A 22,970-nucleotide genomic window follows, 5' to 3' on the forward strand; every position below is an offset into this window, starting at 1 on the left:
ACCATCACATTTTATCCCGCGCGTCCCAACCCCTATGAAACCAGGCACGCATGACCACCCGGTTAGCCGCCCGTAACAGCGACATGACGCCACGCGTCCGAGCCGCCGCTCCGAGTCGGCACAGAGGGACGAACGCCCCCGCCCCCGCACGGACCGCGTCAGCACCCTGGGGACGGCCCCCGGCCAACGTCGTCGAGGCGACCTCCACTCCCGGCGAGAGCGACAACCGCTCCGCCGCGCACACGAACGCCACGTCGTGGGGGCGGAGCGTGCTCCGAACGGGGGGGCCGCGCGTCCTTGGGGTGCGGGTGAATCGTCAGCGGGAGGGCCGGGCGTTGGGAGACGAGGAGCTCAGTGAGCCGGAACGCCGGCTGGTCGGGGCGGTGGGGACTGGCACCCTCCTCGATCTCGGGGGGCGTCGCCCGGAGCCGGGGGACGCCGGTGAACGGGGGAAGGGCCGTACGGTTCGGGCCGCGCTGCTGGTCGAGCTTCTCACCGGTGTCCGGACACCCGCCGACGGGCGGATCCGGGGCGTCAAGCTGCGTGGGGCACGTGTGACGGGCTCGCTCGATCTGGAGGCCTGCACCGTCATCTGCCCCCTCACTCTGGAGGACTGCCTGATCGAGGAGCCCGTCGACCTCAGCGGCGCGACGGTCCCGGCGGTACGGCTTCCCGGCTCCCGGTTCCCGTCCATCAACGCCAGGCAGCTGCAGACCAGGGGGGACCTCGACCTCGGCGCGGTCACGGCGACGGAAGGGGTGGTCAACCTCGTCGGCGCCCACATCGGCGGCTCGCTCAACCTGAGCGGCGCCACCCTGGCCAACCCCGGCGGCGACACCCTGATCGCCGACCGGGTGACCGTCGACCAGGGCATGTTCTGCGGAAAGGGCTTCACCGCGACGGGCCAGGTCGGCCTCGTCGGCGCCCGCATCGGCGGTCAGCTCGTCCTGAACGGCGCCGCCCTGGCCAACCCCGGCGGGGACGCCCTGTTCGCCGACGGGCTCGCCGTGGACGGCGACGTGTTCTGCCGGGAGGGCTTCACCGCGACCGGCCAGGTCAGCCTCATCGGCGCCCACATCCGCGGCCAGTTCGACCTGAACGGCGCCACCCTCACCAACCCCGGAGGAGTGGCCCTGGTCGCCGACGGGCTCACCGTCGACCAGGGCGTGTTCTGCGGTGAGGGCTTCACCGCCACCGGCCAGGTCCGCCTGGTCAGCGCCCGCATCGGCGCCACGCTCGACCTGAGCGGCGCCGCACTCGACAACCCCGGCGGGCACGCCCTCAGCGCCGACCGGCTCACCGTCGACCAGGGCGTGTTCTGCGGTGAGGGCTTCACCGCCACCGGCGAGGTACGCCTCGCCGGCGCCCACATCGGCGGCCAGTTCGACCTGACCGGCGCCACGCTCGCCAACCCCGGCGCGGACGCCCTCACCGCCGATCGGCTCACCGTCGGGCAGAACATGCTCTGCGGGCGGGATTTCACCGCGACCGGCCAGGTCCGCCTCGCCGGCGCCCACATCGGCGGCCGGCTCGAACTCAGCGGCGCCGCCCTCGCCAACCCCGGCGGGCTCGCGCTCGACCTGGAAGGCTGCCAGGTCGCCTATCTGTCCCTCCACCCGGCCCGCGGCTCGGACGGGGCGATCGACCTCACCAGCGCGCGCGTCGGCGTGCTCAGTGACGACCAGGGAAGCTGGCCGTCCCGGCTCCACCTGCGGGGGTTCGCCTACGACTCCCTGGCCCACGACCGGGTGGGAGTGCGGGCCAGGCTGACCTGGCTCGGCCTCCACCAGGACGGTTACACGCCCCAGATCTACGACCAGCTCTCCGCCGTCTACCGCCGGGCGGGCCGCGAGGAGGACGCGCGCAAGGTCGCGATCGCCAAGCTGTGGCACCGCAGGCGCGTCCTCAACCCCGGCGGACGACTGGTCAACTGGCTGCTGTACCTGACCGTCGGCTACGGCTACCGCACCTGGCTGGCAGGCGTGTGGCTCGCGGCGCTGACCGCCGTCGGCACCTGGGTCTTCGCCCACTCCCCCATGACCCCCACGGTGACCTCCCCGCCCGCCTTCGTGCCGCTGGCCTACACCCTGGACGTGCTCCTGCCCATCGTCGACCTCGGCCAGGACGGCGCCTGGCGCCCCCAGGCGGGCGCCCTCTACCTGGGCTGGGCCCTCATCGCCGCCGGCTGGATCCTGACCACCGCCGTCGTAGCGGGCCTCACCGGCGTCCTGAAGCGCACCTGAACCAGCCCGCCCGGCAGGCGAAGAGGGCCGGCGGAGCCGCCCCGCGACGGCCTGGGGAGACACGACGTGGGGCCGGCGGTCTGACACCGCCGGCCCCACGTCTGTCGTGCTCACTTCACCGGACCGGCCTCACAGGACCGGCAGGTACCTGCCCAGTTCGAACTCGGTGACCTGACGGCGGTACTCGTGCCACTCGGTGCGCTTGTTGCGCAGGAAGTAGTCGAAGACGTGCTCGCCGAGGGTCTCGGCGACCAGTTCGCTGCGTTCCATGGTGGTGATGGCCTCGTCGAGGCTCTGCGGGAGGGGGTCGATGCCGAGGGCGCGGCGTTCGGCGGCGGTCAGCGCCCAGACGTCGTCCTCGGCTCCCGGGGGCATCTCGTAGCCGCCCTCGATGCCCTTCAGGCCTGCGGCCAGGATCACGGCGAACGCCAGGTACGGGTTGCAGGCGGAGTCGAGGGAGCGGAACTCCACGCGGGTGGAGTTGCCCTTGTGCGGCTTGTACATCGGCACGCGCACCAGGGCCGACCTGTTGTTGTGGCCCCAGCTCACGTAGCTCGGCGCCTCGCCGCCCAGGCCGGCGATGGCCTCGGCGCCGCCCCACAGGCGCTTGTAGGAGTTGACCCACTGGTTGCACACCGCGGTGATCTCCGCCGCGTGCTTGAGCAGGCCCCCGATGAACGACCGGCCGATCTTGGAGAGCTGGTAGTCGGCGCCCGGCTCGTAGAAGGCGTTGCGGTCGCCCTCGAACAGCGACATGTGGGTGTGCATGCCCGAGCCGGGGAACTCGGTGAACGGCTTGGGCATGAACGACGCCCAGATGCCCTGCTCCAGCGCCACTTCCTTCATGACCAGGCGGAAGGTCATGATGTTGTCGGCCGTGGTGAGCGCGTCGGCGTACCGCAGGTCGATCTCCTGCTGGCCGGGGCCGCCCTCGTGGTGGCTGTACTCCACCGAGATGCCCATCGACTCCAGCATCATGATCGCGTTGCGGCGGAAGTCGTGGCCGGAGCTGTGCGGCGTGTGGTCGAAGTAGCCGCCGGAGTCGATCGGCACCGGCCTGGCGCCGTCCCCGGGCCGCTCCTTCAGCAGGAAGAACTCCACCTCGGGGTGGGTGTAGAAGGTGAAGCCCATGTCGGCGGCCTTGGCCAGCGTGCGCTTGAGCACCCAGCGCGGGTCGGCGTGTGACGGCGAGCCGTCCGGCATGAGGATGTCGCAGAACATGCGGGCCGCCGCCGGCGTCTCACTGCGCCACGGAAGGATCTGGAAGGTCGCCGGATCGGGCTTGGCGAGCATGTCGGACTCATAGACGCGCGCGAAGCCCTCGATCGCCGACCCGTCGAAGCCGATGCCCTCGGCGAACGCGCCCTCCAGCTCGGCCGGCGCGATGGCCACCGATTTGAGGAAGCCGAGTACGTCGGTGAACCACAGCCGGATGAACCGGATGTCGCGTTCTTCGAGGGTACGGAGCACGAACTCCTGCTGGCGGTCCAAGGCATCCCCATTCTGCCGGACGTGATCGGACACCATTCGTCGTCGCGCTGAGCCATTCTCTGAGTCGGCGGAAGACTTGTCTGGTCATCTACCAGTCTGCCCGCCTGGTGTTTCTTACACGTTACGTGGGTTCGATGTTAGAAGGATCCCGCCCCACCCGGTCCGGGGCCGGACCCCCGGGCAACACGCGATCCCGCCATGCGTATGACGGACCCCGGGTCACATCACGTAAAGTGACAGCATCGTCTCGGTGTGTATTGGTCAAGGCTGACGACCGGCCAGGGAGAGCACATGAACGCGGAGCGGCGGCACGCCCGGCAACCGGGCCTGCGGCAGCGGGTGGCCTGGGCCGCCTCCATGGCGGCGGCCCTCACGCTCCTGGCGCTCGGCGCGCAGGCCGGGAGGAACGCCGCCTGCGCCGGGGAGGCGGCCGTCCCCGACCCGGCCGGCGTGGTCGCCGGCACGTGCTCGCTGACGGGCGCGGTGCGCGGCGACATGGTGACGGCCGTGTCCTCGGCCGAGTACGCCGGTTCCGCCGCCTGCGGCGCCTACCTGGACGTCACCGGCCCGCGCGGCACGGTGCGGGTGCAGGTGATCGACGAGTGCCCGGCGTGCCCGCCGGGCCGGCTCGACATGAGCCCGGCGGCGTTCGCCCGCATCGCCGATCCCGGCGAGAGCGCGGTGGCGGTCAGCTACCACACCGTGCACAACCCGGCGGTGCCCCGTCCCGTGGCGTTCCGCCTCAAGAAGGGCTCCTCCGCCCGTTGGCTGGCCATCCAGGCCGTCGACCACGGCAATCCGCTGCGCTCGCTGGAGATCCTCGACGACGGGCGCTGGCGCGCGCTCACCCGCGATTCCGGCAACTACTGGGTCGCCGGCCGGGGCGCCGGCGCGGGGCCGTACACCGTGCGCATCACCGACGTGCACGGCCAGCGGCTGACGGCCGGCGGCATCACCCTGGGCTCCGAACGGCTCCAGCGCACCGGCCGCCGTCTGTACGGCCCGACGGCGACTCCGGTGCGGCGGCACGGCACGCCCCCCGGGCAGACGCCGTCCCCGCCCGGCGCCGGCACGCCGGAGGGCCCGGGCGCACCGGGCGACGCGTACGGAGGCGCGGGCCAGAGGGCCCCCGACCGGGCGGGGCCCGGCGGGGAGACCGGCCCACACGAGGGGACGGTCACGGCAGGCGGAACGCGCCCCGGCACGGAGTCCGGTACGAGCCTCGGCACGGGGCCTGGCGAAGATCCGCAGGGCAGCGCCGCCGCCGCTCGCGCGGCCGGCGGCGAGGCCGGCCAGGCCATGCCCGAGTTCCCCGAGCGAGCCCCGCTCACCGCGCTCCCCTCCGCGCCCCCCTTCCTCTGCTGAGCAAGCGCGGGGCTCACGAGTGCTGAATCCGCGCGGGGCTCACGAGCCGGCGACGAGGGTGTCGCCGGTAGGGGTGCGGCGGTAGAGGACCTCGCGGCCCAGGCGGCTGCGGGTCACCAGGCCGCTGCCGCTGAGCACCGACAGATGCTGGGAGACCGCTCCGGGGGTGAGCGACAGCCGCCGGGCAAGCGCGGTGGTGGACACCGGGTCGCCCAGGCAGATCAGCAGCCGGGCCCGCGTGCTGCCGATCAGGGCGGCGAGCGCGCCGGGCGCGGGCGGCGGGCCGCTCTCCCACAGGGTGCCGACCCCGCGGGCGGGGTAGACGAGCATCGACTGGTAGGGCTCGGTCATGACCGCGATGCCCGGCCAGCGGAAGACGCTGGGCACCAGCAGCAGGCCGTCGCCGCCCACGTCGCCGCTGTGGCACCACTCCCCCGTCGTCGCGGTGCGGAGCCGGCCGCCCTCCCAGTGGACGGACGGATGCAGGTCGGCGAACAGCTCCCGGGCCCCGCCCGCGGCCAGCCGCCGCAGCCGCCACAGCACGTCCGCCTCCAGCAGGCCGTGCACCCGCGGCCAGAACTCCTCCAGCGCCAGCTCCCAGTAGGCGCCGAGAGTGTCGGCGACCCGCCGGACCCCGGCGGCGGGGTCGGCGAGGAACCGGGCCATCGACCCCGCGTCCGGCGTTTCCACGCACGCGGCCTCCTCGGCGGCCTGCGCCGGAGACGCCAGACGCACCCGGGCCAGCTCGGCGGCGAAGTCGGGCAGCGGCGTCTCGGGCGGCGGGGTGAGGAAGTCGGCCATGTAGCCGTGCGCGGGCACCAGGGCGAACAACTCGGCGAGGTCGAGCGACGCCAGCCGGGGGCGTACGGCGCGCAGCCACGGCAGGTGCGGCGAGTGGCTCGCGGGGGCGCGCAGCGCCCGCAGGCTCGCCACCAGCTCCCACAGCGGAGAGAACGCGAAGCGCACGCGCGCGACGTCCTCGGCGTCGAAGCGCCAGTCGACCCTTCCCACGGCCCCCACCCCCGAGATTTAGCCAGCCCTAAAAGAATGGCGCCGATGCGAACACCTGTCCAAGGTTTAGCCGTGACCAGTACCGCGACCGCCAAGCCCACCCTTCTCCAGTCCAGGCTCGGAGGGCTGCCGAGACCGTTCTGGGTGCTCTTCGGCGGCACCTTCGTCAACAGGCTCGGCACGATGGTCGAGCCCTTCATCGGCGTCTACCTCACCCAGGCGCGCGGCCTGTCGCTGCTGGCGGCGGGCGCCGTGATGGCGGTGTTCGGCGTGGGATCGCTGGTCTCCCAGCTCGTCGCCGGGTGGCTGAGCGACCGGCTGGGACGCCGCGCCGTGCTCACCGGCGGGATGCTGGCCACGGCCGTCGCCATGATCGTGCTCGGCTACAGCACCTCCCTGCCCGCGATCGTCGCCTCGATGGCGGTGCTCGGCCTGGTGATGGACGCCTACCGTCCCGCCTCGCAGGCCCTGGTGGCCGACCTGATCCCGCCGCACGACCGTCCCCGCGCGTTCGGGCTGCTGTTCTGGGCCGTCAACCTCGGTTTCGCGGTCGCCATGGTGGCGGGCGGGTGGCTCGCGCAGTCCGGCTTCCTCTGGCTGTTCTGGATCGACGCCGTGACCTGCGTGGTGTTCGGCGTGCTCGTGTGGCGCGCGGTCCCCGAGACGCGGCCCGCGCGCGAGCGCCGGGCGGGCGGCTTCGGCACGGTGCTCAGAGACCGGCTGATGATCGGCTTCATGCTCACCAACCTGGCGTTCACCTTCGTCTACCTCCAGGCTTTCACCACCCTGCCGCTGGCGATCACCGGTCAGGGGCTGTCCACCGCCGCGTACGGGCTGGCGATGGCGGTCAACGGCGTGCTGATCGTCGCCGTCCAGCCGCTGGTGAGCCACTGGCTGGCCAAGCGCGACCAGAGCCTGACGCTGGCGGCGGGCATGTCCGTGGTCGGCGTGGGCTTCGGGCTCATGGCGTTCGCCTCGACCACGGCCGGCTACGCCGCCGCGGTCGTGGTCTGGACGGCCGGTGAGATCGTCACGGCCGGGGCGACCGGGGCGCTCGTCGCCTCGATGGCCCCCGCGCACCTGCGGGGCCGCTACAACGGCGCGGCCGGCTTCGCGTGGTCGGCGGGCGCGCTCCTGGCTCCCCTGGCCGGCACCCGCCTGCTCTCGGGGGGCCAGGCCACGCTCTGGCTCACCGTGGGCGCGGTGGGCCTGGTCGCCGCCGCCGGCCAGTTCGCCCTCACCCCGGCCATCCGCCGCCGCGCCACCCGCGACGCCCTGCGCGGGTGAGGGGCCGCCCGCGACACCCCCCGCAAGGGTGAGGCCGCCGCCCGCGACGCCCCGCGCGGGTGAGGCCGCCCGCGACACGCGTGGATGAGGACCGCCCGCGACGCCCCGCGCGGATGAGGACCGCCCGAAACCCCTTCCGGCGAGTGAGCCAGACCCGTCCCGCTGGGTACCGGCGCAGGCGGGCGAGCCGACCTCGGCCCGCACCTGCTCGGCGTCCGGCAGCGCCCCCCAGGCGCGGGCGCACCGCCCGGTCGACATCGGCGTCCGGCGGGCGCACGATGAGACCGCCGGGAAGCGGGCCGGCGCACCGGAGCGCCACCGTCCGCGGGCTCGACGCGCCGCCGTCCTCCCCCGACCGCCACACGTAAGGTGGAGACCGTGCCACAACTGCGTATCGCCCTCGCCCAGACCAACCCGGCGGTGGGCGCTCTCTCCGCCAACGCCGCCAAGCTCGTCGAGTGGACGCGCCGCGCGGCGGAGAACGACGCCCATCTGGTCGTGTTCACCGAGATGTTCCTGACCGGCTACCCCGTCGAAGACCTCGTGCTGCGCTCGTCCTTCGTCGACGCGTCCATCGAGACGCTGGAGGCCACGGCCGCCCGCCTCGCCGAGGAGGGCCTCGGCGAGCTGCCCGTCGTCGTCGGCTACGTCGACCGCTCCGGCGTCGCGCCGCGCCTCGGCCAGCCCAAGGGCGCCCCGCTGGACGCCGCGGCGCTGGTGCACCGCGGCCGGGTGGTCACGCGCACGGCCAAGCACCACCTGCCCAACTACGGCGTCTTCGACGAGTACCGCTACTTCCTGCGCGGCGACCGCCTGCCGATCTTCCGGCTGCACGGCGTCGACGTGGCGATCGCGGTCTGCGAAGACCTGTGGCAGGACGGCGGCCCGGTGCGCGCCGTCGCCGAGGCCGGGGCCGGGCTGCTGGTCGTGCCCAACGCCTCGCCCTACGAGCGCGAGAAGGACGACGTGCGGCTGGAGCTGTGCGCCGACCGCGCCCGCGAGGCCGGGTGCGCGCTGGCCTACGCCAACCAGGTCGGCGGCCAGGATGAGCTGATCTTCGACGGCGACTCCATCGTGGTCGACGCCGCCGGGGCGCTGGTGGCGCGGGCGGCGCAGTTCCGCGAGGAGCTGCTGTTCGCCGACCTCGACCTCCCGCTCGCCGACCCGGCGGCCCGGCCGGGCTCGTTCCCGGTCGACGCCGGCGACGGCACGACGATCACCGTCGAGCGGCTGGTGGTGTCGGCCGAGCCGGTGCCCGCCTACGCGGCGGAGCCGCCGTCCCTGGCCCCGCGCCTGGACGACCTGGAGGAGGTCTACTCGGCGCTGGTCCTCGGCGTGCGCGACTACTTCACCAAGAACGGCTTCCAGTCGGTCGTGCTGGGCCTCTCCGGCGGCATCGACTCCGCGCTGACCGCGACCATCGCCGCCGACGCCGTGGGCCCCGACCGCGTCCACGTCGTGCTCATGCCGTCGCGCCACTCCTCCGACCACTCGGTGAGCGACGCGCGCGACCTCGTCGAGCGCCAGGGGCTGCACTCGCGGGTGGTGCCCATCGAGGGCATCGTCGACGCCTTCGAGAAGGAGGTCGAGCTGACCGGCCTGGCCGCCGAGAACCTCCAGGCGCGGGTGCGCGGCATGCTGCTCATGGGCCTGTCCAACGAGCACGGCCACCTGGTGCTGACCACCGGCAACAAGAGCGAGCTGGCCACCGGCTACTCCACCCTCTACGGCGACTCCGCCGGCGGCTTCGCGCCCATCAAGGACGTCCTGAAGACGACGGTGTGGCAGCTCTCCACCTGGCGCAACGCCCAGGCCGGCCGCGAGAGCGAGCTGCTGCACGGCTTCGCCGTCCCGCCCATCCCCGAGAACTCCATCTCCAAGGAGCCCAGCGCCGAGCTGCGCCCCGGCCAGCGCGACACCGACTCCCTGCCGCCGTACGACGTCCTCGACCGCCTGCTCGCCGACTATGTCGAGCACGACATGGGCAAGGCCGGCCTCATCGCGGCGGGCCACGACCCAGAGCTGGTGGCGAGGGTCATCCGCCTGGTCGACCTCGCCGAGTACAAGCGCCGCCAGTACCCCCCCGGCCCCAAGATCACCCCCAAGAACTTCGGCCGCGACCGCCGCCTCCCCATAACCAACCGCTGGCGCGAGACCCCGACCTCCTGACCTCGATCAGCACCCTGATCTCGGCGAACGCCGTGCGGACGAAGAGCACACGCAGCCCGTGATCGCGTCGCTCGTCCGGCGGGCGGCTCACGCCGGTTCACCGGCGGAGCCGCCATCGAAGTGACGGGTGGTGATCGCGTCGCGTCGTCACCTGGGAGGCTCGCCGGCGGTGACGGACGGAGTCAGGGGCGCAGGCCGGTGAGGACCTGGTCGACTATGCGTTCGGGGAGGTCGGGGGAGAGGACCTCGTCCTTGTCGCGCCACTTGGTGAAGTAGACCATCGCGCCGTTCAGCGTGGCCATGGCGACCTCTACGTCGATGTCGGCGCGGAGCTCGCCGGTCTGGGCGCCGCGGCGCAGCAGGGAGCGCAGGGCCGCCTGGCGGGGCTGGATCGCGATCTCGCGGAAGCGTTCGAGCAGGTGCGGGAAGCGCTCGGACTCGCTCATCGCGAGGTTCATGATGCAGCGGTGCCTCGGGTGGCCGGTCTCCTTGAGGATCGCCGCGAGGAAGCTGACGAGGTCGTCGCGGGCGGAGACGCCACCCGGCTCGGGGATCGGGGCCTTGAGGGTGGCCATCGCGTCGACGACCAGCTCCTCCTTGTTGGCCCAGCGGCGGTAGATCGTCGTCTTGCCGACGCCCGCGCGCGCCGCGATCGCCTCGATCGACAGTTCGGAGACGCCCGAGCCCTCGGCGATCATCTCGACCGTGGCGTCGATGATCGCCTTCTCCGCCTTCTCGCTGCGGGGACGGCCCGGCGTGCGGACCGCCCCCATCTCGTCAGTCACCATGGTGCGCTCACACTACTGCGGGTTCCTTGTGATCCGGCTGCCGCACGGGTGGTGCCGCCTTCTCCCTGCCCGGCAGCCACCTCGCCACCACCGCGGCCCCCAGGAGCGCGACGGCCGCGCCGACCACGGCGCTGACGTGCATGCCGTCCATGAACGCCTGCTTGGCCGGCTCGATCAGCGAGGCGCCCTGGGCGCCGAGCTGCTGGGCCGCGCCCATGGTGGCCGTGATGGACTCCCCGGCCTCGTGCCGGACGCCCTCCGGCAGCGCGGTCAGCGAGCCGCTGATGTTGTCGCGGTAGGTCGCCGACAGGATGGACCCGAGGATCGCGACTCCGAGGGCGCCGCCGATCTGTCGGATCGTGTTGGTCATCGCCGAGCCGACGCCGGCCTTCTCGCGCGGCAGCGAGGACATGACGGCCTCGGTCGCGGGCGCGCCGATGCTGGCCATCGCGACGCCCTGGACGAACATGATCAGCAGGAAGGCCCAGATGGGCGTGTCGACCTGGATGAACGCGTAGCCCACCAGCGTCGCCGCGATGAGCAGCATGCTGACCGTGGCGACCAGCTTGGCGCCGAAGCGCTTGACCATTCCGGTGCTGAGCGGCGAGAAGACGAGCTGGGCCGCCGCGAACGGCAGCAGCAGCACACCGGCCATCAGTGGGCTGAACCCCTTGACGATCTGCAGGTAGAAGGCCAGGAAGAACATCACGCCCATCATGGCGAAGAAGACCAGGCCGATGCTCGCGACGGCGGTGGAGAACCTCGGCAGCGCGAAGTAGCGCACGTCGAAGGCGGGGTGCGGGGTCCTGCGCTCGTGCCGGACGAAGGCCGCGAGCACGGCGACGCCGACGAGGGCCGGCGCCCACACCTCGGGGTCGGCGATCGTTCCCAGCTCGCCGCCCCGGATGACGCCGTAGACCAGGCCGACCATGCCGACGATCGACAGCAGGACGCCGACGGGGTCGAGCCCCGACCGGTCGGCGCTCTTGGACTCCGGCACCAGGAACGCGATCAGCAGGGAGCTGACGATGACGACCGGCACGTTGACCAGGAAGACCGAGCCCCACCAGAAGTGCTCGAGCAGCAGGCCGCCGATGATCGGGCCGATCGCGACGGCCAGGCCGACGCCGCCGGCCCAGATGCCGATCGCCTTGCCGCGCTCCTGCGGGGAGAAGACGTTGGAGATGATCGCCAGGGTGGCGGGCATGACGGCGGCGGCGCCGAATCCCATGGCCGCGCGGGCGACGATGAGCTGCGCGGGGTCCTGCGCGTAGGCGCTGGCCAGCGACGACAGGCCGAAGAGGATCATGCCGACCTGGAGCATGCGCTTGCGGCCGAACCTGTCCCCCAGCACCCCGAAGGTGAACAGCAGGCCGGCGAAGACGAGCGTGTAGGAGTTGATCGCCCATTCGAGCTGGCCCTGCGTCGCCCCGAGCCCCGCTTCGGGGTCGGAGATGACTTTCAGCGCCACGTTGAGAATGGTGTTGTCCAAGACGATGGCCAGCAGGCTGAACACCATCACGCCGAGGATCTGCCATCTGCGTGGGTGGCCCGTTGGTTGGTGCACTTCGTCCCCCATAGGTACTTTTGCGCAAATTTCGATACGGTGTAGTTTCGCAACGCTACCGTAGCGCTCCCTGATTCGATACGCAACCGTCTCGTTTCGATTAGGGGCCCGCGCACCCGCCGGCCCGGGTCTTCGACACCGAGGAGGCGGCGCCGCGCGACCGGCGGCGACGACCCCTGCCAGGCCGCGGGTGTGACCCGCATCGCCGCAGGAACGGGGACTAGGACGGGGTCCTCCGGGTGTTGCTCCAAGGGTCAGGCGTGCGATGATCTGACCGTCCGGGGACGCCACAAGGGCGCCTCGAGGCCTGGAGGGATCGATGATGTCCTCTGTCCCAAGCATGTCCGGTTCGCCGACCGCTCTCTACGGCGGCCAGACCGGGCGACGCGTAACCGTCCGTGACATCGCCGCCGCCAAGGAACGCGGCGAGAGATGGCCGATGGTCACCGCGTACGACGCGATGACCGCCAGGGTCTTCGACGAGGCCGGCATCCCGGTGATGCTCGTCGGCGACTCGGCCGCGATGGTGGTGTACGGCTACGACTCCACCCTTCCCGTGTCCGTCGACGACCTCATCCCGCTGACCGCGGCCGTCGTCCGCGGCTCCTCCCGCGCGATGGTCGTGGCCGACCTGCCCTTCGGCTCCTACCAGTCCTCCCCCCAGCAGGCGCTGGAATCGGCGGCCCGGTTCATGAAGGAGGCCGGCGCGCACGCCGTGAAGCTGGAGGGCGGCCGCCGCACCCTGCCGCAGGTGGAGACGCTGGTGGCGGCCGGTGTGCCGGTGATGGGCCACCTGGGGCTCACGCCGCAGTCGGTGAACGTCTTCGGCGGCTACCGCGTCCAGGGGCGGGGCCAGTCCGGCGACGAGCTCATGGCCGACGCCAAGGCCCTGGAGCACGCCGGCGTCTTCGCCGTCGTGCTCGAATGCGTGCCGGCCGAGCTGGCCGAACGCGTCACCGCCGCCCTGTCGGTGCCGACCATCGGCATCGGCGCGGGCCCCTCGTGTGACGCGCAGGTGCTGGTCTGGCAGGACCTCATGGGCCTGACGCAGCGGCCGGCCAAGTTCGTCAAGAAGTACTTCGACCTGGCCGGCGAGATGGACCACGCCGTCCGGGCCTTCGCCGACGAGGTCGCCACCGGCGTCTTCCCCGCTCCGGAGCACAGTTACCGCTGACCGGCCAGCACGACCACCGCCCCCGGCCAGAGCACGTTTACCGCTGACCGGCCGGGCCCCGGCGGGCACGGCCACCGCCGGCCCCGAGGCGACGCCCCAGCCCGGGCCGTGCGCGCGCAGGCGCGCACGGCCCCCGGGCGCTCAGCCCAGCGTCGACGGGTCGGTGTTGGCGCCGCAGATCACGACGGCGATCCGCTCCCCCGGGCGCGGCACGTACGCTCCCGAGCGCAGGGCGGCGAGCGCGGCGGCGCCCGAGTGCTCGGCCGCGACGCGGTGGCCGCGCCACAGCTCCTCGCGCGCCTCGACGATCGCGTCGTCGGTGACCAGCACGCTCCGCACGCCCGCGGCCGTCACGGTGTCGAACGCGATGCGCCCGATCCTGCTGGCCCCCAGCGCGTCGGCGGCCACGCCGCCCACCTCGACCAGCACCGGCTCGCCCATGGCCATCGCCCGGTGCAGGGTGGGGATGCGCTCCGGCTCGACGGCGACCACCTCGGCCGCGCCGTCCAGTGCCGCGGTGACGCCCGCGACGAGCCCGCCGCCGCCCACGGCGACCAGGACGGTGTCCACTCCCCCGGCCTGCTCCATGAGCTCCAGGCCCACCGTGCCCTGGCCCGCGACCACGTCGGGGTGGTCGTAGGCGTGGATCTCCAGCGCGCCGGTCTCGGCCGCCCGCTTGGCCGACGCCTCGTACGCCTCGGCGAAGATCGAACCCGTCAGCGTGACGGCGGCGCCCAGGGCGCGCAGCCGGGCGACCTTCACCGGCGCGCAGATCTCCGGCACGAAGATCTCCGCCCGGACGCCGAGCGCGCGCGCCGCGTGGGCGACCGCCACCCCGTGGTTGCCGCCGCTGGCCGCGATGACGCCCGCCCCGGGCAGGCGGCCGGCCGCCAGGACGCGGTTGAAGGCGCCGCGGACCTTGAACGAGCCGGAGTGCTGGAGCCCTTCCAGCTTGAGCACGACCCCCGGGTCGCCCTCGACCACCGGCGTGCGGCGGACGCGCCCGGCGATCCGGGCGGCGGCCCGCTCGACGTCCCCCCGGGTGACGGTCACCGGGCGTCGCCGAGCGCCTGGGCGAAGTCGGCCCACAGGTCCTCGGGGTGCTCGATGCCGACCGCCACGCGCACCGTGCCCTCCCCGATGCCCACGCCCGCGAACTCCTCGGCGCTCAGCGAGCGGTGCGAGGACGAGGCCGGGTGCAGCACCAGCGTCTCGACGCCGCCGAGCGACGGCGCGAGCAGCGCCAGCCGGATGGAGCTCATGAACCGCTCGCCCGCGGTGCGCCCGCCGGCCAGGTCGAAGGAGAAGACGCCTCCGAAGTCGGGCAGCAGCTTGGCCGCCAGCTCATGCGACGGGTGGGTGGGCAGGCCCGGCCAGTGGACCGCCGCGACGGCCGGGTGCTCGGCCAGGCGGGTGGCGAGCAGGCGGGTGTTGTCGCAGTGCCTGGCCATCCGCAGCGGCAGCGTCTGCAGGCCGCGCAGGGTGAGCCAGGCGGCGAACGGGTCGGCGGTGGCGCCCAGCTCGATGGCGAAGCGCCACGCCCTGCGGTAGAGCTCGTCGGCGGCGAAGACCGCGACGCCGCCGAGCACGTCGCTGTGCCCGCCGAGGTACTTCGTCGTGGAGTGCACGACGACGTCGGCGCCGAGCTCCAGGGGGCGGCAGAGCATCGGGGAGGCGAAGGTGTTGTCCACCACCGAGACCAGCCCGGCCTCGCGGGCGGCGGCGCACATGCCGGGGAGGTCGGCGACCTGGGTCATCGGGTTGGCGATGGTCTCCAGGTAGAGCATCTTGGTCTCGGGCCGGACGGCCGCGCGCACCGCGGCGGGGTCGTCCTGCGCGACGTAGGTCACCGCGACGCCGAACCGTGCGGCCAGCTCGGCGACCATGGCGGCCGTGCCGCCGTACAGCGCCCGCTGGGCGATCAGATGGTCTCCCGGGCTGAGCAGGCCGAGCAGCACGATGTTGATGGCGCCCATGCCGGAGCCCGCGGCGATGGCGGCCGCGCCGCCCTCCAGGCCCGTGACCGCCTCTTCGAGCGCGCGCACCGTCGGGTTGGACAGGCGGCCGTAGACGAACGCGCCGTCGGGACGGGTCATGCCGTCCGCGAAGACGGCCGGGTCGTCGAAGGCGAAGCCGGACGTCTGGTAGATCGGGGTCGAGATCGGCGTGCTGCCGTTCAGGGGCGGCTTCGGCAGGTGGACGGCCCGGGTCTCCCGGTGCAGAGGGCTCATGACGTCAAGAATGGCCGCTTTAGGGGGTGTTTGTCAGATTCGCCGGTCCCGGCCGGCCGCCGGTGATCCCGATCCCGGCAGGCCTCGTACCGGTCGATCGTGCCGGCGGCAGGCTTCGCCGTTCGCCCGATCAGACGTCGGTGATCCGGATCCCCGCGTGCGCCTTGTACCGGCGGTTGATCGAGATGATGTTGGCGGTCAGCGCCTCCACCTGCCCGGCGTTGCGCAGCCGTCCCCCGTAGACGCCGCGCACGCCGCCGATGCGCGCGGCCAGCGCCTGGACGAGGTCGGTGGCCTCGCGGTCGTCGCCGAGCACCAGCACGTCGAGGTCGACCTCCTCGACCTCCGGGTCGAGCAGCACCACGGCCGACACGTGGTGGAAGGCCGCCACGACCCGGCTGTCGCCCAGGACGGCCGCCGCCTGCTCGGCCGCGCTGCCCTCCTCGACCGGCAGCGCGAAGGCGCCCCGCTTGTCGAACCCGAGGGGGTTCACGCAGTCGACGACGATCTTTCCAGCCAGGTCGCCGGCGAGCGACTCCAGCAGGGCGCGGTGCCCGTCCCACGGCACGGCGACGATCACGATGTCGGCCTCGGACGCCACGCTCGCGTTGTCGGCGCCGCGCACCGGAAGTCCCTCGCCCAGGCTCGCCGCCGCGTCCTGCGCGCGGGACGCGTCCCGCGAGCCGATCAGCACGGTCTGCCCGGCCAGCGCGAACCGGCGGGCAAGGCCCTTGCCCTGGTCGCCCGTGCCGCCGAGGATCCCGACCGTCAGGTCGCTCACGTCCCGAAGCTCATCGGTCATGGCCCTGGCGCCTCCTCGCTCGACGGCAATTCCCCTGATCATGCCAGGCGGCGCTTCGCGGGACGGCGGCGGGGGCGGTGATGCACCATGGGTGTCATGGACGCTGCGTCGGTGGCCTTCCTGCGCGAGGTGCTCTCCACGACCGGGTGGGTGGAGCGCACCCGCGAGCTGGCGATGGGCCTGCGCGCCACCCGCACCCCCGGGGGCCTGCTGGTGGTCGGCACGCCGCGGGAGGAGCCCTGGCACCTGACCGCGCATCTCGACGACGAGGCGCGCCTGTCGGGCCTTTCGCAGCTCGCGCCGACCCTGGTGCGCTGGGAGCCGCCGCCGGGCGCGCCGCCGCACCTGTCGGTCGGCGTCGACCGCCTCCTGGCCGCGCGGCGCGGCGAGACCCTGTTCGTCGTGTCGGAGGCCAAGGCCCCGGTGCCGCTGCTCGAACGCGTCGACGACGCCCGCAAGACCGGCGCCACGATCCTCGCCCTGGACGGCGGCGACCCCGAGCTCGAAGGCCTGGCCCACGACGCGCTGGCCGTCCCGCCCCAGGACTCCCTCTTCACGTTCGACGCCGCCCAGCACCTGGTCAGCATGGCCGCCGGCGAGTCCTCCCGAACCCGTGGCAAGCTCATGGACCGCCTGGCCCGCCTGGCCGAACGCATCACCGGCCCCCGCGTCCCCGACTGAGCGCCCGGCCCCACTGGTCAGGTGATTCTCGCTAGTCGTCGTCCCACTGCTTGTCGGACTCCTGCCACGTCTTGTTGCGGGCGGCGGCGGTCTGGAGGGCCGCGGCGGCCTCGTCGCGGGTGGCGTATGGGCCCAGGCGGTCCTTGTTGGGACAGCCCTTGTCGGGCTCGACCGCCATGTGCTTCAGGCAGTACCACCACTGGTCGCCGCTCATGTGCCGCTCCTTCCGGGGGACATCCGGGAGATCGCCCCCCGTAACGCCCGCCATGCCCGTTCTCAGGCACATCCTGCCCCCCTGGTGCGGAACTAGACTTGGCGCCATGACGACTCTGCTCCGGCCAGGACGGCTCTCGCCCACCCGTAAGGTCCCCGCGCACATCGAGCGGCCGGAGTACGTCGGTCGCAAGGAGCCCAAGAAGGGCGGCTCCGACGTGCAGACCGCCGAGACGATCGAGCGCATGCGCGTCGCCGGCAGGGTGGCCGCGCAGGCGCTGGAGGAGGTCGGCAGGCACATCGTGCCGGGCGTCACCACCGACGAGCTCGACCGGGTCGGGCACGAGTTCCTCTGCGACCACGGCGCCTACCCCTCGACGCTCGGCTACCGCGGCTACCCCAAGTCGCTGTGCACCTCGATCAACGAGGTCATCTGCCACGGCATCCCCGACGACACCGTGCTGAACGAGGGCGACATCGTCAACATCGACATCACGGCGTACATCGGCGGCGTGCACGGCGACACCGACGCCACCTTCCTGGTCGGGGAGGTCGACGAGGAGTCCCGGCTGCTGGTGGAGCGCACCCGCGAGGCGATGATGCGCGCCATCAAGGCCGTCGCGCCCGGGCGCCAGCTCAACATCGTGGGGCGGGTCATCTCGGCGTACGCCAAGCGGTTCGGCTACGGCGTGGTGCGCGACTTCACCGGCCACGGCATCTCGACCTCGTTCCACTCCGGGCTGATCGTCCCGCACTACGACGACCCGGGCCTGACGGTGACGCTGGAGCCGGGCATGACCTTCACCATCGAGCCGATGCTCACCCTCGGCACGATCGAGTACGACCTGTGGCCCGACGGCTGGACCGCCGTGACCGGCGACCGCAAGCGCACGGCCCAGTTCGAGCACACGATCGTCGTGACCGATTCCGGCAGCGAGATCCTCACCCTGCCGTGAGCGGCTCAGACAGGGGTGCGGTTTCCCACAGGGCGGCACCTGGGGCGTACCGGCACCAACCCGGAAGGTCATCCTCATGCACCCTGATATCCGAACACGCATAACCTGACGGCCATGGACACGACCGTTGACGGGGTCGCCGGATGGGCGATCGGACTCATGGAGACGATGGGAGCGCCCGGCGCGGGCCTCGCCATCGCGCTCGAGAACCTCTTTCCCCCCCTGCCGAGCGAAGTCATTCTGCCGCTGGCCGGGTTCACCGCCAGCAAGGGCGACATGAGCCTTGTGGCGGCGCTGGTGTGGACGACCCTGGGCTCGGTGGTCGGGGCCCTGGCCCTGTACGGCGTGGGGGCGCTGCTCGGCCGTGAGCGCACCATCGCCATCGCCAGCCGCCTGCCGCTGATCAACATCGCCGACATCGAGAGGTCGGAGGCCTGGTTCGCCAGGCACGGCACGAAGACCGTCTTCTTCGGGCGCATGATCCCGATCTTCCGCAGCCTCATCTCCGTCCCGGCCGGCGTCGAGCGCATGCCGATCATGAAGTTCGCCCTGCTCACCACGCTGGGCAGCGCGATCTGGAACACGATCTTCGTGCTGGCCGGCTACCAGCTCGGCGAGAACTGGTCGCTGGTCGAGGGCTACGCCGGCATCCTGTCCAGGGTCGTCATCGTGGTCGTCGTGCTGGCCGTCGTGGTCTTCATCGGCAGGCGGGTGCTCGACCGTCGTAAAGGCAGGCATGTCGCTCGCTGAGGCGCCCGTCCGCTTACCCGGCGCCGTGCTGGGCCGCGCCGGGCGAGTGCCGCTGGCACTGCTGCTGGGCACGGTCACGGCGCTGGCCGAGCTGCTCCACCTGGTCGCGGCGGGTCTCGCCGCCCTGGTGCTCGCCCCCAGCCCGCGCGGGCGGCGGGCCGCCGCGCGCCTGGCGCACGCGGGGGCGCGGCGGCTGGCGGCGCTGGAGGTGCGGCGCCTTCGCCCGCTCAACGGCGTGCCCCCGCTGCCCGGCCGCTCCCAGGCGCTCGCCTACGTCGCCGCCCGGTGGCCGGTGGGCATCCTCGGCGGCATCGTGCTGGCGCTGCTCGTGTTCGGCGCGGCCCTGGTCGTCCGGCTCCTGTGGGGCTGGGCGCACGGGGTGTACCTGGACGGCATCGAGCCCACCCCGCTGATCGTCACCTACCTCGGCGCGACGGCGGCCCTGCTGCTGTTCCTGGACATCAGCGGCATGGCCGGGGTCATGGCCCTGGACCGCGCCCTGGCCAGGCGGCTGCTGGAGCCCGGCCCGACCGCGCTGCTGGAGCGGCGGATCGCCGAGCTGGCCGAGAGCCGCGCCGGCATCGTCACGGCCGTGGACGCCGAGCGCCGGCGCATCGAGCGCGACCTGCACGACGGGGTGCAGCAGCGGCTGGTGGCCCTGGCCATGCTGATCGGCCGGGCCCGCCGCGGCCGCTCCCCCGAGCTGCTCGACACCCTCCTGCTCCAGGCGCACGAGGAGGCCACGGCGGCGATCGGCGACCTGCGCGAGGTCGCCTGGCGCATCTACCCGGCCGGGCTGGACTCCCTGGGGCTGCGCGACGCCGTCGCCGCCGTCGCCGAGCGCGCGGGCGTGCCCGTGGCGGTCGACCACGGGCCGCACGGGCCCCTGCCATCCCCGGTCGAGACCGCCGCCTACTTCGTGGTGTGCGAGGCCGTCACCAACGCCGCCAAGCACGCCGGGGCCACCCGCGTCGCCGTGCGGCTGGCGAGGCGCGGCGCCACCCTGGAGGTCACCGTGCGCGACGACGGTCGCGGCGGCGCCGACCCCGGCGGCGTCGGCCTGTCCGGGCTGGCCCGCAGGGTCGCCGCGCTGGACGGCCGGTTCGGCGTGGCCAGCCCGCCCGGCGGGCCCACGACCGTCACCGCGGAGCTGCCGTGCGCGTGATCCTCGCCGAGGACTCCACGCTGCTGCGCGAAGGGCTGGTGCGCCTGCTGCTGGAGGAGGGCCACCAGGTCCCTGCCGCCGTCGGCGACGCCGCCGCGCTGGTCGAGGCCGTGGCCGAGCACCGGCCCGACATCGTGGTGGCGGACGTGCGCATGCCGCCGTCGCACACCGACGAGGGCCTGCGCGCGGCCCTGGAGATCCGCCGCCGCTGGCCGGGCACGCGGGTGCTGGTGCTGTCGCAGTACGTCGAGAAGCGCTACGCCACCGAGCTGATGGGTGGCGACGTCGACGGCGTGGGCTACCTGCTCAAGGACAGGGTCGCCCAGGTCGCCGACTTCCTGACGGCGCTGGATCGCGTCGGCGCCGGGGGCGCGGCGTTCGACCCCGAGGTGGTGCGCCAGCTCCTCGCCCGCACCACCCACGCCGACCCGGTGAGCACGCTCACCCCCCGCGAGCGGGACGTGCTTGGCCACATGGCGCAGGGATACACCAACGCGTCGGTCGCCGCGCGGCTGCACATCTCGGTCAGCGCGGTGGAGAAGCATGTGAACGCCATCTTCGACAAGCTCGGCCTGTCCCACGTCACCGGGTACAGCCGCCGGGTGCTGGCCGTTCTGCGCTACCTGGGCTCCTGACGGGGGCAGACACACGCCATCCGATCTTCTACGCTCGATCTTCGTCAGCCCATGGGCGGACAAGGCGACCTATGACCGGAGACCGCGTGGACCACTTCCAGCCCGCGACCACCGCCGAGCACCTGCTGTGGCTGCTGGGACGGCACGGCGTCGAGCACCTCTTCCTCAACCCCGGCACCGACTCCGCCCCGCTCCAGGAGGCCGTGGCCGTGCTGGGCAAGGCCGGGGTGGTGATCCCCAAGGTGGTCACCTGTTCGTTCGAGTCGGTCGCGCTGGCGGCCGCGCACGGTTACTGGCAGGTGACCCGGCGCCCGCAGTGCGTGTTCGTCCACGTCGACGTCGGCACCCAGAACCTGGGCGCGATGATGCACAACGCCCTGCGCGACCGGGCAGGCGTCGTCGTGATCGCCGGCAGGACGCCCTACGCGGAGGAACCCGGCGCGCCGGGTGGGCGCTCGCACCCGATCCACTGGCAGCAGGACGTGCCCGACCAGGCCGGCATCGTGCGCGGGTACGCCAAGTGGGTGATGGAGATCACCCGGCCCGACATGCTGGCCCGGGCCGTCGGGCGCGCGGTGCAGGTGGCGGCGGGCGGCGTCCCCGGGCCCGCCTACCTGATGGTCTCCCGCGACGTGCTGATGGACCCGCCCGCCGCCGACCCGGGCCGCACGACGGGGTACGCCCTGCCGCGCCCGCCCGCGGCCGACCCCGACACCGTGCGGTGGATCGCCGGCCGGGTGGCTGCGGCCGAGCGGCCGCTGCTGGTCACCGCCAAGACCGGACGCCGGCCCGAGGGCTTCCTCGCCGTCACGCGGCTGGCCGACCTCGGCCGGATGCGGGTGGTCGACCTCGCCGAGAGCGGCTGCCTCAACATCGCCACGACGCATCCCATGAACGTGCTGACCGCCGACGGCGCGCGGCGGGCCGTCGCCGAGGCCGACCTGGTCATCGTCGCGGACGCCGACGTGCCGTGGGTGCCGAGGTTCGGCGGGCCCCCCGAGGACGCCACGGTGGTGCACATCGCCGACGACCCGCTCAAGACCGACATCCCGCTGTGGACGTTCCCCGTCGACGTCGCGGTGACCGCCGACGGCCCGACCGCGCTCGCCCAGATCGCCGAGCGACTGGAGGAGATGGGCCACACGATGCCCGAGGCCCGCCCGCCCCGGGAGCCTCGCCCGGCGGCCCCGCCCGCGCACGGCGCGATCGGGGCGCGGGAGGTCGTCGAGGCGCTGAACGCGGTGCTGCGCCCGCAGGACGCCGTCGTGGAGGAGGCCGTCACCAGCGCCGTGGTGCTGCACGAGGTGCTGGAGCGCACCCGGCCCGCGACGCTGTTCGGCACCGGCTCGCCCGGCCTCGGCTGGGGGCTGGCGGGCGCGGTCGGGGTGAGCATGGCGTCCCCCGGCACCCGGGTGGTCGCCGTGGTCGGCGACGGCGCCTTCATGTTCGGCGTGCCGACGGCGGCGCTGTGCCTGGCCGCGGAGGCGGCGGCGCCGATCATGGTCGTCGTGCTCAACAACGACGGCTACCGGGCGAGCAGGCTGCCGGTCTTCGAGCTCTTCCCGCAGGGGCTGTCGGCGCTGCGGGGGGACGCCGAGGGCACCCGGTTCAGCGCGCCGCCCGACCTGGCCGCGGTGGCCCGGGCCTGCCACGCCCACGGCGAGACGGTCACCGACCGCGCCGACCTGCCCGGCGCCCTGCGGCGGGGCCTGGAGGCGGTGGAGGCCGGCCGGTCGGCCGTGGTGGACGTCCACATCGCCCGCGACTGACGAACCTGCCGATGCACGTGCAGATGCAATATCCAGGCCACGGGTGCCCGCCCACGCCGGCGACCGGAGCGGGGTCGGCGGGGCGGGCCGGGACGGCGGGCGGAGCGGGAGCGGGGACGGCGGAGGGGAGCCGGGACGGCCACGGTGGCGAGGCGGGCGGTCAGGCGTGGCCGGCGTCGACCGGTTCCAGCAGCCGGGAGTCCTCGCCGGCCGCCCGGGCCATGGCGCGCAGGGCGCGATCGCGGCGGCGGAGCAGCCGGGCGGGGTTACGGGGGACGCTCATCTTCAGATAGAGCACGTTGGTCGAGGAGGCGGCGAGGCCGCCGACCCGGGGCAGCCCAAACGCCGCGACCTCCCCGGCGCGGGCGACGACACGGCAGGCGGAGCCCTCGGGTCCCGCCGTGAACTCGAAGGACATCAGCCCGGCCCGGCACACGAGGTCCACCCGCGCGCCCGTGGCGGTGGGCAGCACCGGGACCGTCCTGCCGGACATCCGCTCGCGGACCGTCAGACCGGAACGCGCCGCGATCGACGCCGCCCTCTGCGGCGAGAGCCGGAACTCGCCTTCGACCGGGGCCATCGCGACGTGCCCCAAGCGGCTCCACCGGGCGATGACCACCCCGGCGAACAGCATCGTGCTCAGGATGGCGATGGTCAGGGCCTCCATGGCCAG

The 22,970-nt window shown here is 73.3% G+C and carries 20 protein-coding genes; 11 read left to right on the forward strand and 9 right to left on the reverse strand.

Annotated features, from left to right (window positions below):
* The first annotated feature begins 554 nt into the window (after positions 1-554).
* Positions 555-2,243, forward strand: coding sequence for a hypothetical protein (locus tag PYR91_RS04320; RefSeq protein ID WP_279777609.1), 1,689 nt, complete (start codon positions 555-557; stop codon positions 2,241-2,243).
* A 129-nt stretch (positions 2,244-2,372) separates the two neighbouring features.
* Here PYR91_RS04320 and glnA read toward each other — a convergent pair whose 3' ends face one another.
* The gene (glnA, locus tag PYR91_RS04325) at positions 2,373-3,734 is read right to left on the reverse strand and encodes a type I glutamate--ammonia ligase (RefSeq protein WP_279777610.1); all 1,362 of its coding nucleotides are present in this window, start codon (positions 3,732-3,734) and stop codon (positions 2,373-2,375) included.
* 291 nt (positions 3,735-4,025) lie between these two features.
* Here glnA and PYR91_RS04330 point away from each other — a divergent pair, with 291 nt between their 5' ends.
* Positions 4,026-5,099, forward strand: a complete 1,074-nt coding sequence (locus PYR91_RS04330; RefSeq protein WP_279777611.1) for an expansin EXLX1 family cellulose-binding protein — start codon at positions 4,026-4,028, stop codon at positions 5,097-5,099.
* A 39-nt stretch (positions 5,100-5,138) separates the two neighbouring features.
* On the opposite strand, the gene PYR91_RS04335 is transcribed toward PYR91_RS04330, so the two are convergent.
* A complete protein-coding gene (locus tag PYR91_RS04335; protein WP_279777612.1) occupies positions 5,139-6,110 on the reverse strand; it encodes a DUF5937 family protein in 972 nt (323 codons plus the stop codon).
* A 72-nt stretch (positions 6,111-6,182) separates the two neighbouring features.
* Between PYR91_RS04335 and PYR91_RS04340 the strand changes: the two genes are divergently transcribed.
* Complete coding sequence (locus tag PYR91_RS04340; RefSeq protein WP_279777613.1) at positions 6,183-7,397, forward strand: MFS transporter; 1,215 nt, start codon at positions 6,183-6,185, stop codon at positions 7,395-7,397.
* A 378-nt stretch (positions 7,398-7,775) separates the two neighbouring features.
* A complete protein-coding gene (locus tag PYR91_RS04345; RefSeq protein WP_279777614.1) occupies positions 7,776-9,566 on the forward strand; it encodes an NAD+ synthase in 1,791 nt (596 codons plus the stop codon).
* A 182-nt stretch (positions 9,567-9,748) separates the two neighbouring features.
* Here the strand turns inward: PYR91_RS04345 and PYR91_RS04350 are convergent, their stop codons facing one another.
* Entirely contained in the window at positions 9,749-10,354 is a 606-nt protein-coding gene (locus PYR91_RS04350) for a TetR/AcrR family transcriptional regulator (protein WP_279777615.1), read from the reverse strand.
* Between the two features lie 7 nt (positions 10,355-10,361).
* Positions 10,362-11,921, reverse strand: a complete 1,560-nt coding sequence (locus PYR91_RS04355) for an MFS transporter (RefSeq protein ID WP_279777616.1) — start codon at positions 11,919-11,921, stop codon at positions 10,362-10,364.
* Positions 11,922-12,243: 322 nt separating this feature from the next.
* Between PYR91_RS04355 and panB the strand changes: the two genes are divergently transcribed.
* Positions 12,244-13,095: a 3-methyl-2-oxobutanoate hydroxymethyltransferase gene (panB, locus tag PYR91_RS04360; RefSeq protein ID WP_279777617.1), complete on the forward strand. Its 852-nt coding sequence runs from the start codon at positions 12,244-12,246 to the stop codon at positions 13,093-13,095.
* Between the two features lie 141 nt (positions 13,096-13,236).
* Here the strand turns inward: panB and PYR91_RS04365 are convergent, their stop codons facing one another.
* From PYR91_RS04365 to npdG, 3 genes are all read right to left on the reverse strand, one after another.
* Positions 13,237-14,148 carry a threonine/serine dehydratase gene (locus tag PYR91_RS04365; protein ID WP_279777618.1) on the reverse strand — a complete coding sequence of 304 codons (912 nt, stop codon included), beginning with the start codon at positions 14,146-14,148 and terminating at the stop codon, positions 13,237-13,239.
* Positions 14,145-15,326, reverse strand: a complete 1,182-nt coding sequence (locus PYR91_RS04370; protein WP_279777619.1) for an aminotransferase class I/II-fold pyridoxal phosphate-dependent enzyme — start codon at positions 15,324-15,326, stop codon at positions 14,145-14,147. The genes PYR91_RS04365 and PYR91_RS04370 overlap by 4 nt, the downstream gene beginning before the upstream one ends.
* Before the next feature lie 130 nt (positions 15,327-15,456).
* Positions 15,457-16,128, reverse strand: a complete 672-nt coding sequence (gene npdG / locus PYR91_RS04375; protein WP_279777620.1) for an NADPH-dependent F420 reductase — start codon at positions 16,126-16,128, stop codon at positions 15,457-15,459.
* 96 nt (positions 16,129-16,224) lie between these two features.
* On the opposite strand from npdG, the gene PYR91_RS04380 reads away from it, so the two are divergent.
* Positions 16,225-16,809: a hypothetical protein gene (locus PYR91_RS04380; protein ID WP_279777621.1), complete on the forward strand. Its 585-nt coding sequence runs from the start codon at positions 16,225-16,227 to the stop codon at positions 16,807-16,809.
* Positions 16,810-16,840: 31 nt separating this feature from the next.
* On the opposite strand, the gene PYR91_RS04385 is transcribed toward PYR91_RS04380, so the two are convergent.
* On the reverse strand, positions 16,841-17,023 hold the full coding sequence (locus tag PYR91_RS04385) for a hypothetical protein (RefSeq protein WP_279777622.1): 183 nt from the start codon (positions 17,021-17,023) through the stop codon (positions 16,841-16,843).
* 106 nt (positions 17,024-17,129) lie between these two features.
* On the opposite strand from PYR91_RS04385, the gene map reads away from it, so the two are divergent.
* The 5 genes from map (at position 17,130) to PYR91_RS04410 (ending at position 22,297) form a co-directional block, all read left to right on the forward strand.
* Complete coding sequence (gene map, locus PYR91_RS04390) at positions 17,130-17,978, forward strand: type I methionyl aminopeptidase (protein ID WP_279777623.1); 849 nt, start codon at positions 17,130-17,132, stop codon at positions 17,976-17,978.
* Positions 17,979-18,092: 114 nt separating this feature from the next.
* Positions 18,093-18,728 (forward strand): DedA family protein, encoded by a 636-nt coding sequence (locus tag PYR91_RS04395; RefSeq protein ID WP_279777624.1) that lies wholly within the window; start codon positions 18,093-18,095, stop codon positions 18,726-18,728.
* Complete coding sequence (locus PYR91_RS04400) at positions 18,715-19,893, forward strand: histidine kinase (protein WP_279777625.1); 1,179 nt, start codon at positions 18,715-18,717, stop codon at positions 19,891-19,893. Before PYR91_RS04395 ends, PYR91_RS04400 begins: the two co-directional genes overlap by 14 nt.
* The gene (locus PYR91_RS04405) at positions 19,884-20,528 is read left to right on the forward strand and encodes a response regulator transcription factor (RefSeq protein ID WP_279777626.1); all 645 of its coding nucleotides are present in this window, start codon (positions 19,884-19,886) and stop codon (positions 20,526-20,528) included. The genes PYR91_RS04400 and PYR91_RS04405 overlap by 10 nt, the downstream gene beginning before the upstream one ends.
* A 71-nt stretch (positions 20,529-20,599) precedes the next feature.
* Positions 20,600-22,297 (forward strand): thiamine pyrophosphate-requiring protein, encoded by a 1,698-nt coding sequence (locus tag PYR91_RS04410; protein WP_279777627.1) that lies wholly within the window; start codon positions 20,600-20,602, stop codon positions 22,295-22,297.
* A 160-nt stretch (positions 22,298-22,457) separates the two neighbouring features.
* Here PYR91_RS04410 and PYR91_RS04415 read toward each other — a convergent pair whose 3' ends face one another.
* Positions 22,458-22,964: a hypothetical protein gene (locus tag PYR91_RS04415; protein ID WP_279777628.1), complete on the reverse strand. Its 507-nt coding sequence runs from the start codon at positions 22,962-22,964 to the stop codon at positions 22,458-22,460.
* Positions 22,965-22,970 lie beyond the last annotated feature (6 nt).

The sequence above is a fragment of the Sphaerisporangium sp. TRM90804 genome (assembly GCF_029846175.1).
In the GTDB taxonomy this organism is placed as follows: Bacteria; Actinomycetota; Actinomycetes; order Streptosporangiales; family Streptosporangiaceae; genus Sphaerisporangium.

Coding starts and splice junctions, on each gene's coding strand:
- PYR91_RS04330 (WP_279777611.1), top strand. CDS start 4,026: ATGAACGCGGAGCGGCGGCACGCCCGGCAACCGGGCCTGCGGCAGCGG.
- PYR91_RS04350 (WP_279777615.1), bottom strand. CDS start 10,354: ATGGTGACTGACGAGATGGGGGCGGTCCGCACGCCGGGCCGTCCCCGC.
- panB (WP_279777617.1), top strand. CDS start 12,244: ATGTCCTCTGTCCCAAGCATGTCCGGTTCGCCGACCGCTCTCTACGGC.
- PYR91_RS04370 (WP_279777619.1), bottom strand. CDS start 15,326: ATGAGCCCTCTGCACCGGGAGACCCGGGCCGTCCACCTGCCGAAGCCG.
- npdG (WP_279777620.1), bottom strand. CDS start 16,128: ATGACCGATGAGCTTCGGGACGTGAGCGACCTGACGGTCGGGATCCTC.
- PYR91_RS04380 (WP_279777621.1), top strand. CDS start 16,225: ATGGACGCTGCGTCGGTGGCCTTCCTGCGCGAGGTGCTCTCCACGACC.
- PYR91_RS04385 (WP_279777622.1), bottom strand. CDS start 17,023: ATGAGCGGCGACCAGTGGTGGTACTGCCTGAAGCACATGGCGGTCGAG.
- map (WP_279777623.1), top strand. CDS start 17,130: ATGACGACTCTGCTCCGGCCAGGACGGCTCTCGCCCACCCGTAAGGTC.
- PYR91_RS04395 (WP_279777624.1), top strand. CDS start 18,093: ATGGACACGACCGTTGACGGGGTCGCCGGATGGGCGATCGGACTCATG.
- PYR91_RS04400 (WP_279777625.1), top strand. CDS start 18,715: ATGTCGCTCGCTGAGGCGCCCGTCCGCTTACCCGGCGCCGTGCTGGGC.
- PYR91_RS04410 (WP_279777627.1), top strand. CDS start 20,600: ATGACCGGAGACCGCGTGGACCACTTCCAGCCCGCGACCACCGCCGAG.
- PYR91_RS04415 (WP_279777628.1), bottom strand. CDS start 22,964: ATGGAGGCCCTGACCATCGCCATCCTGAGCACGATGCTGTTCGCCGGG.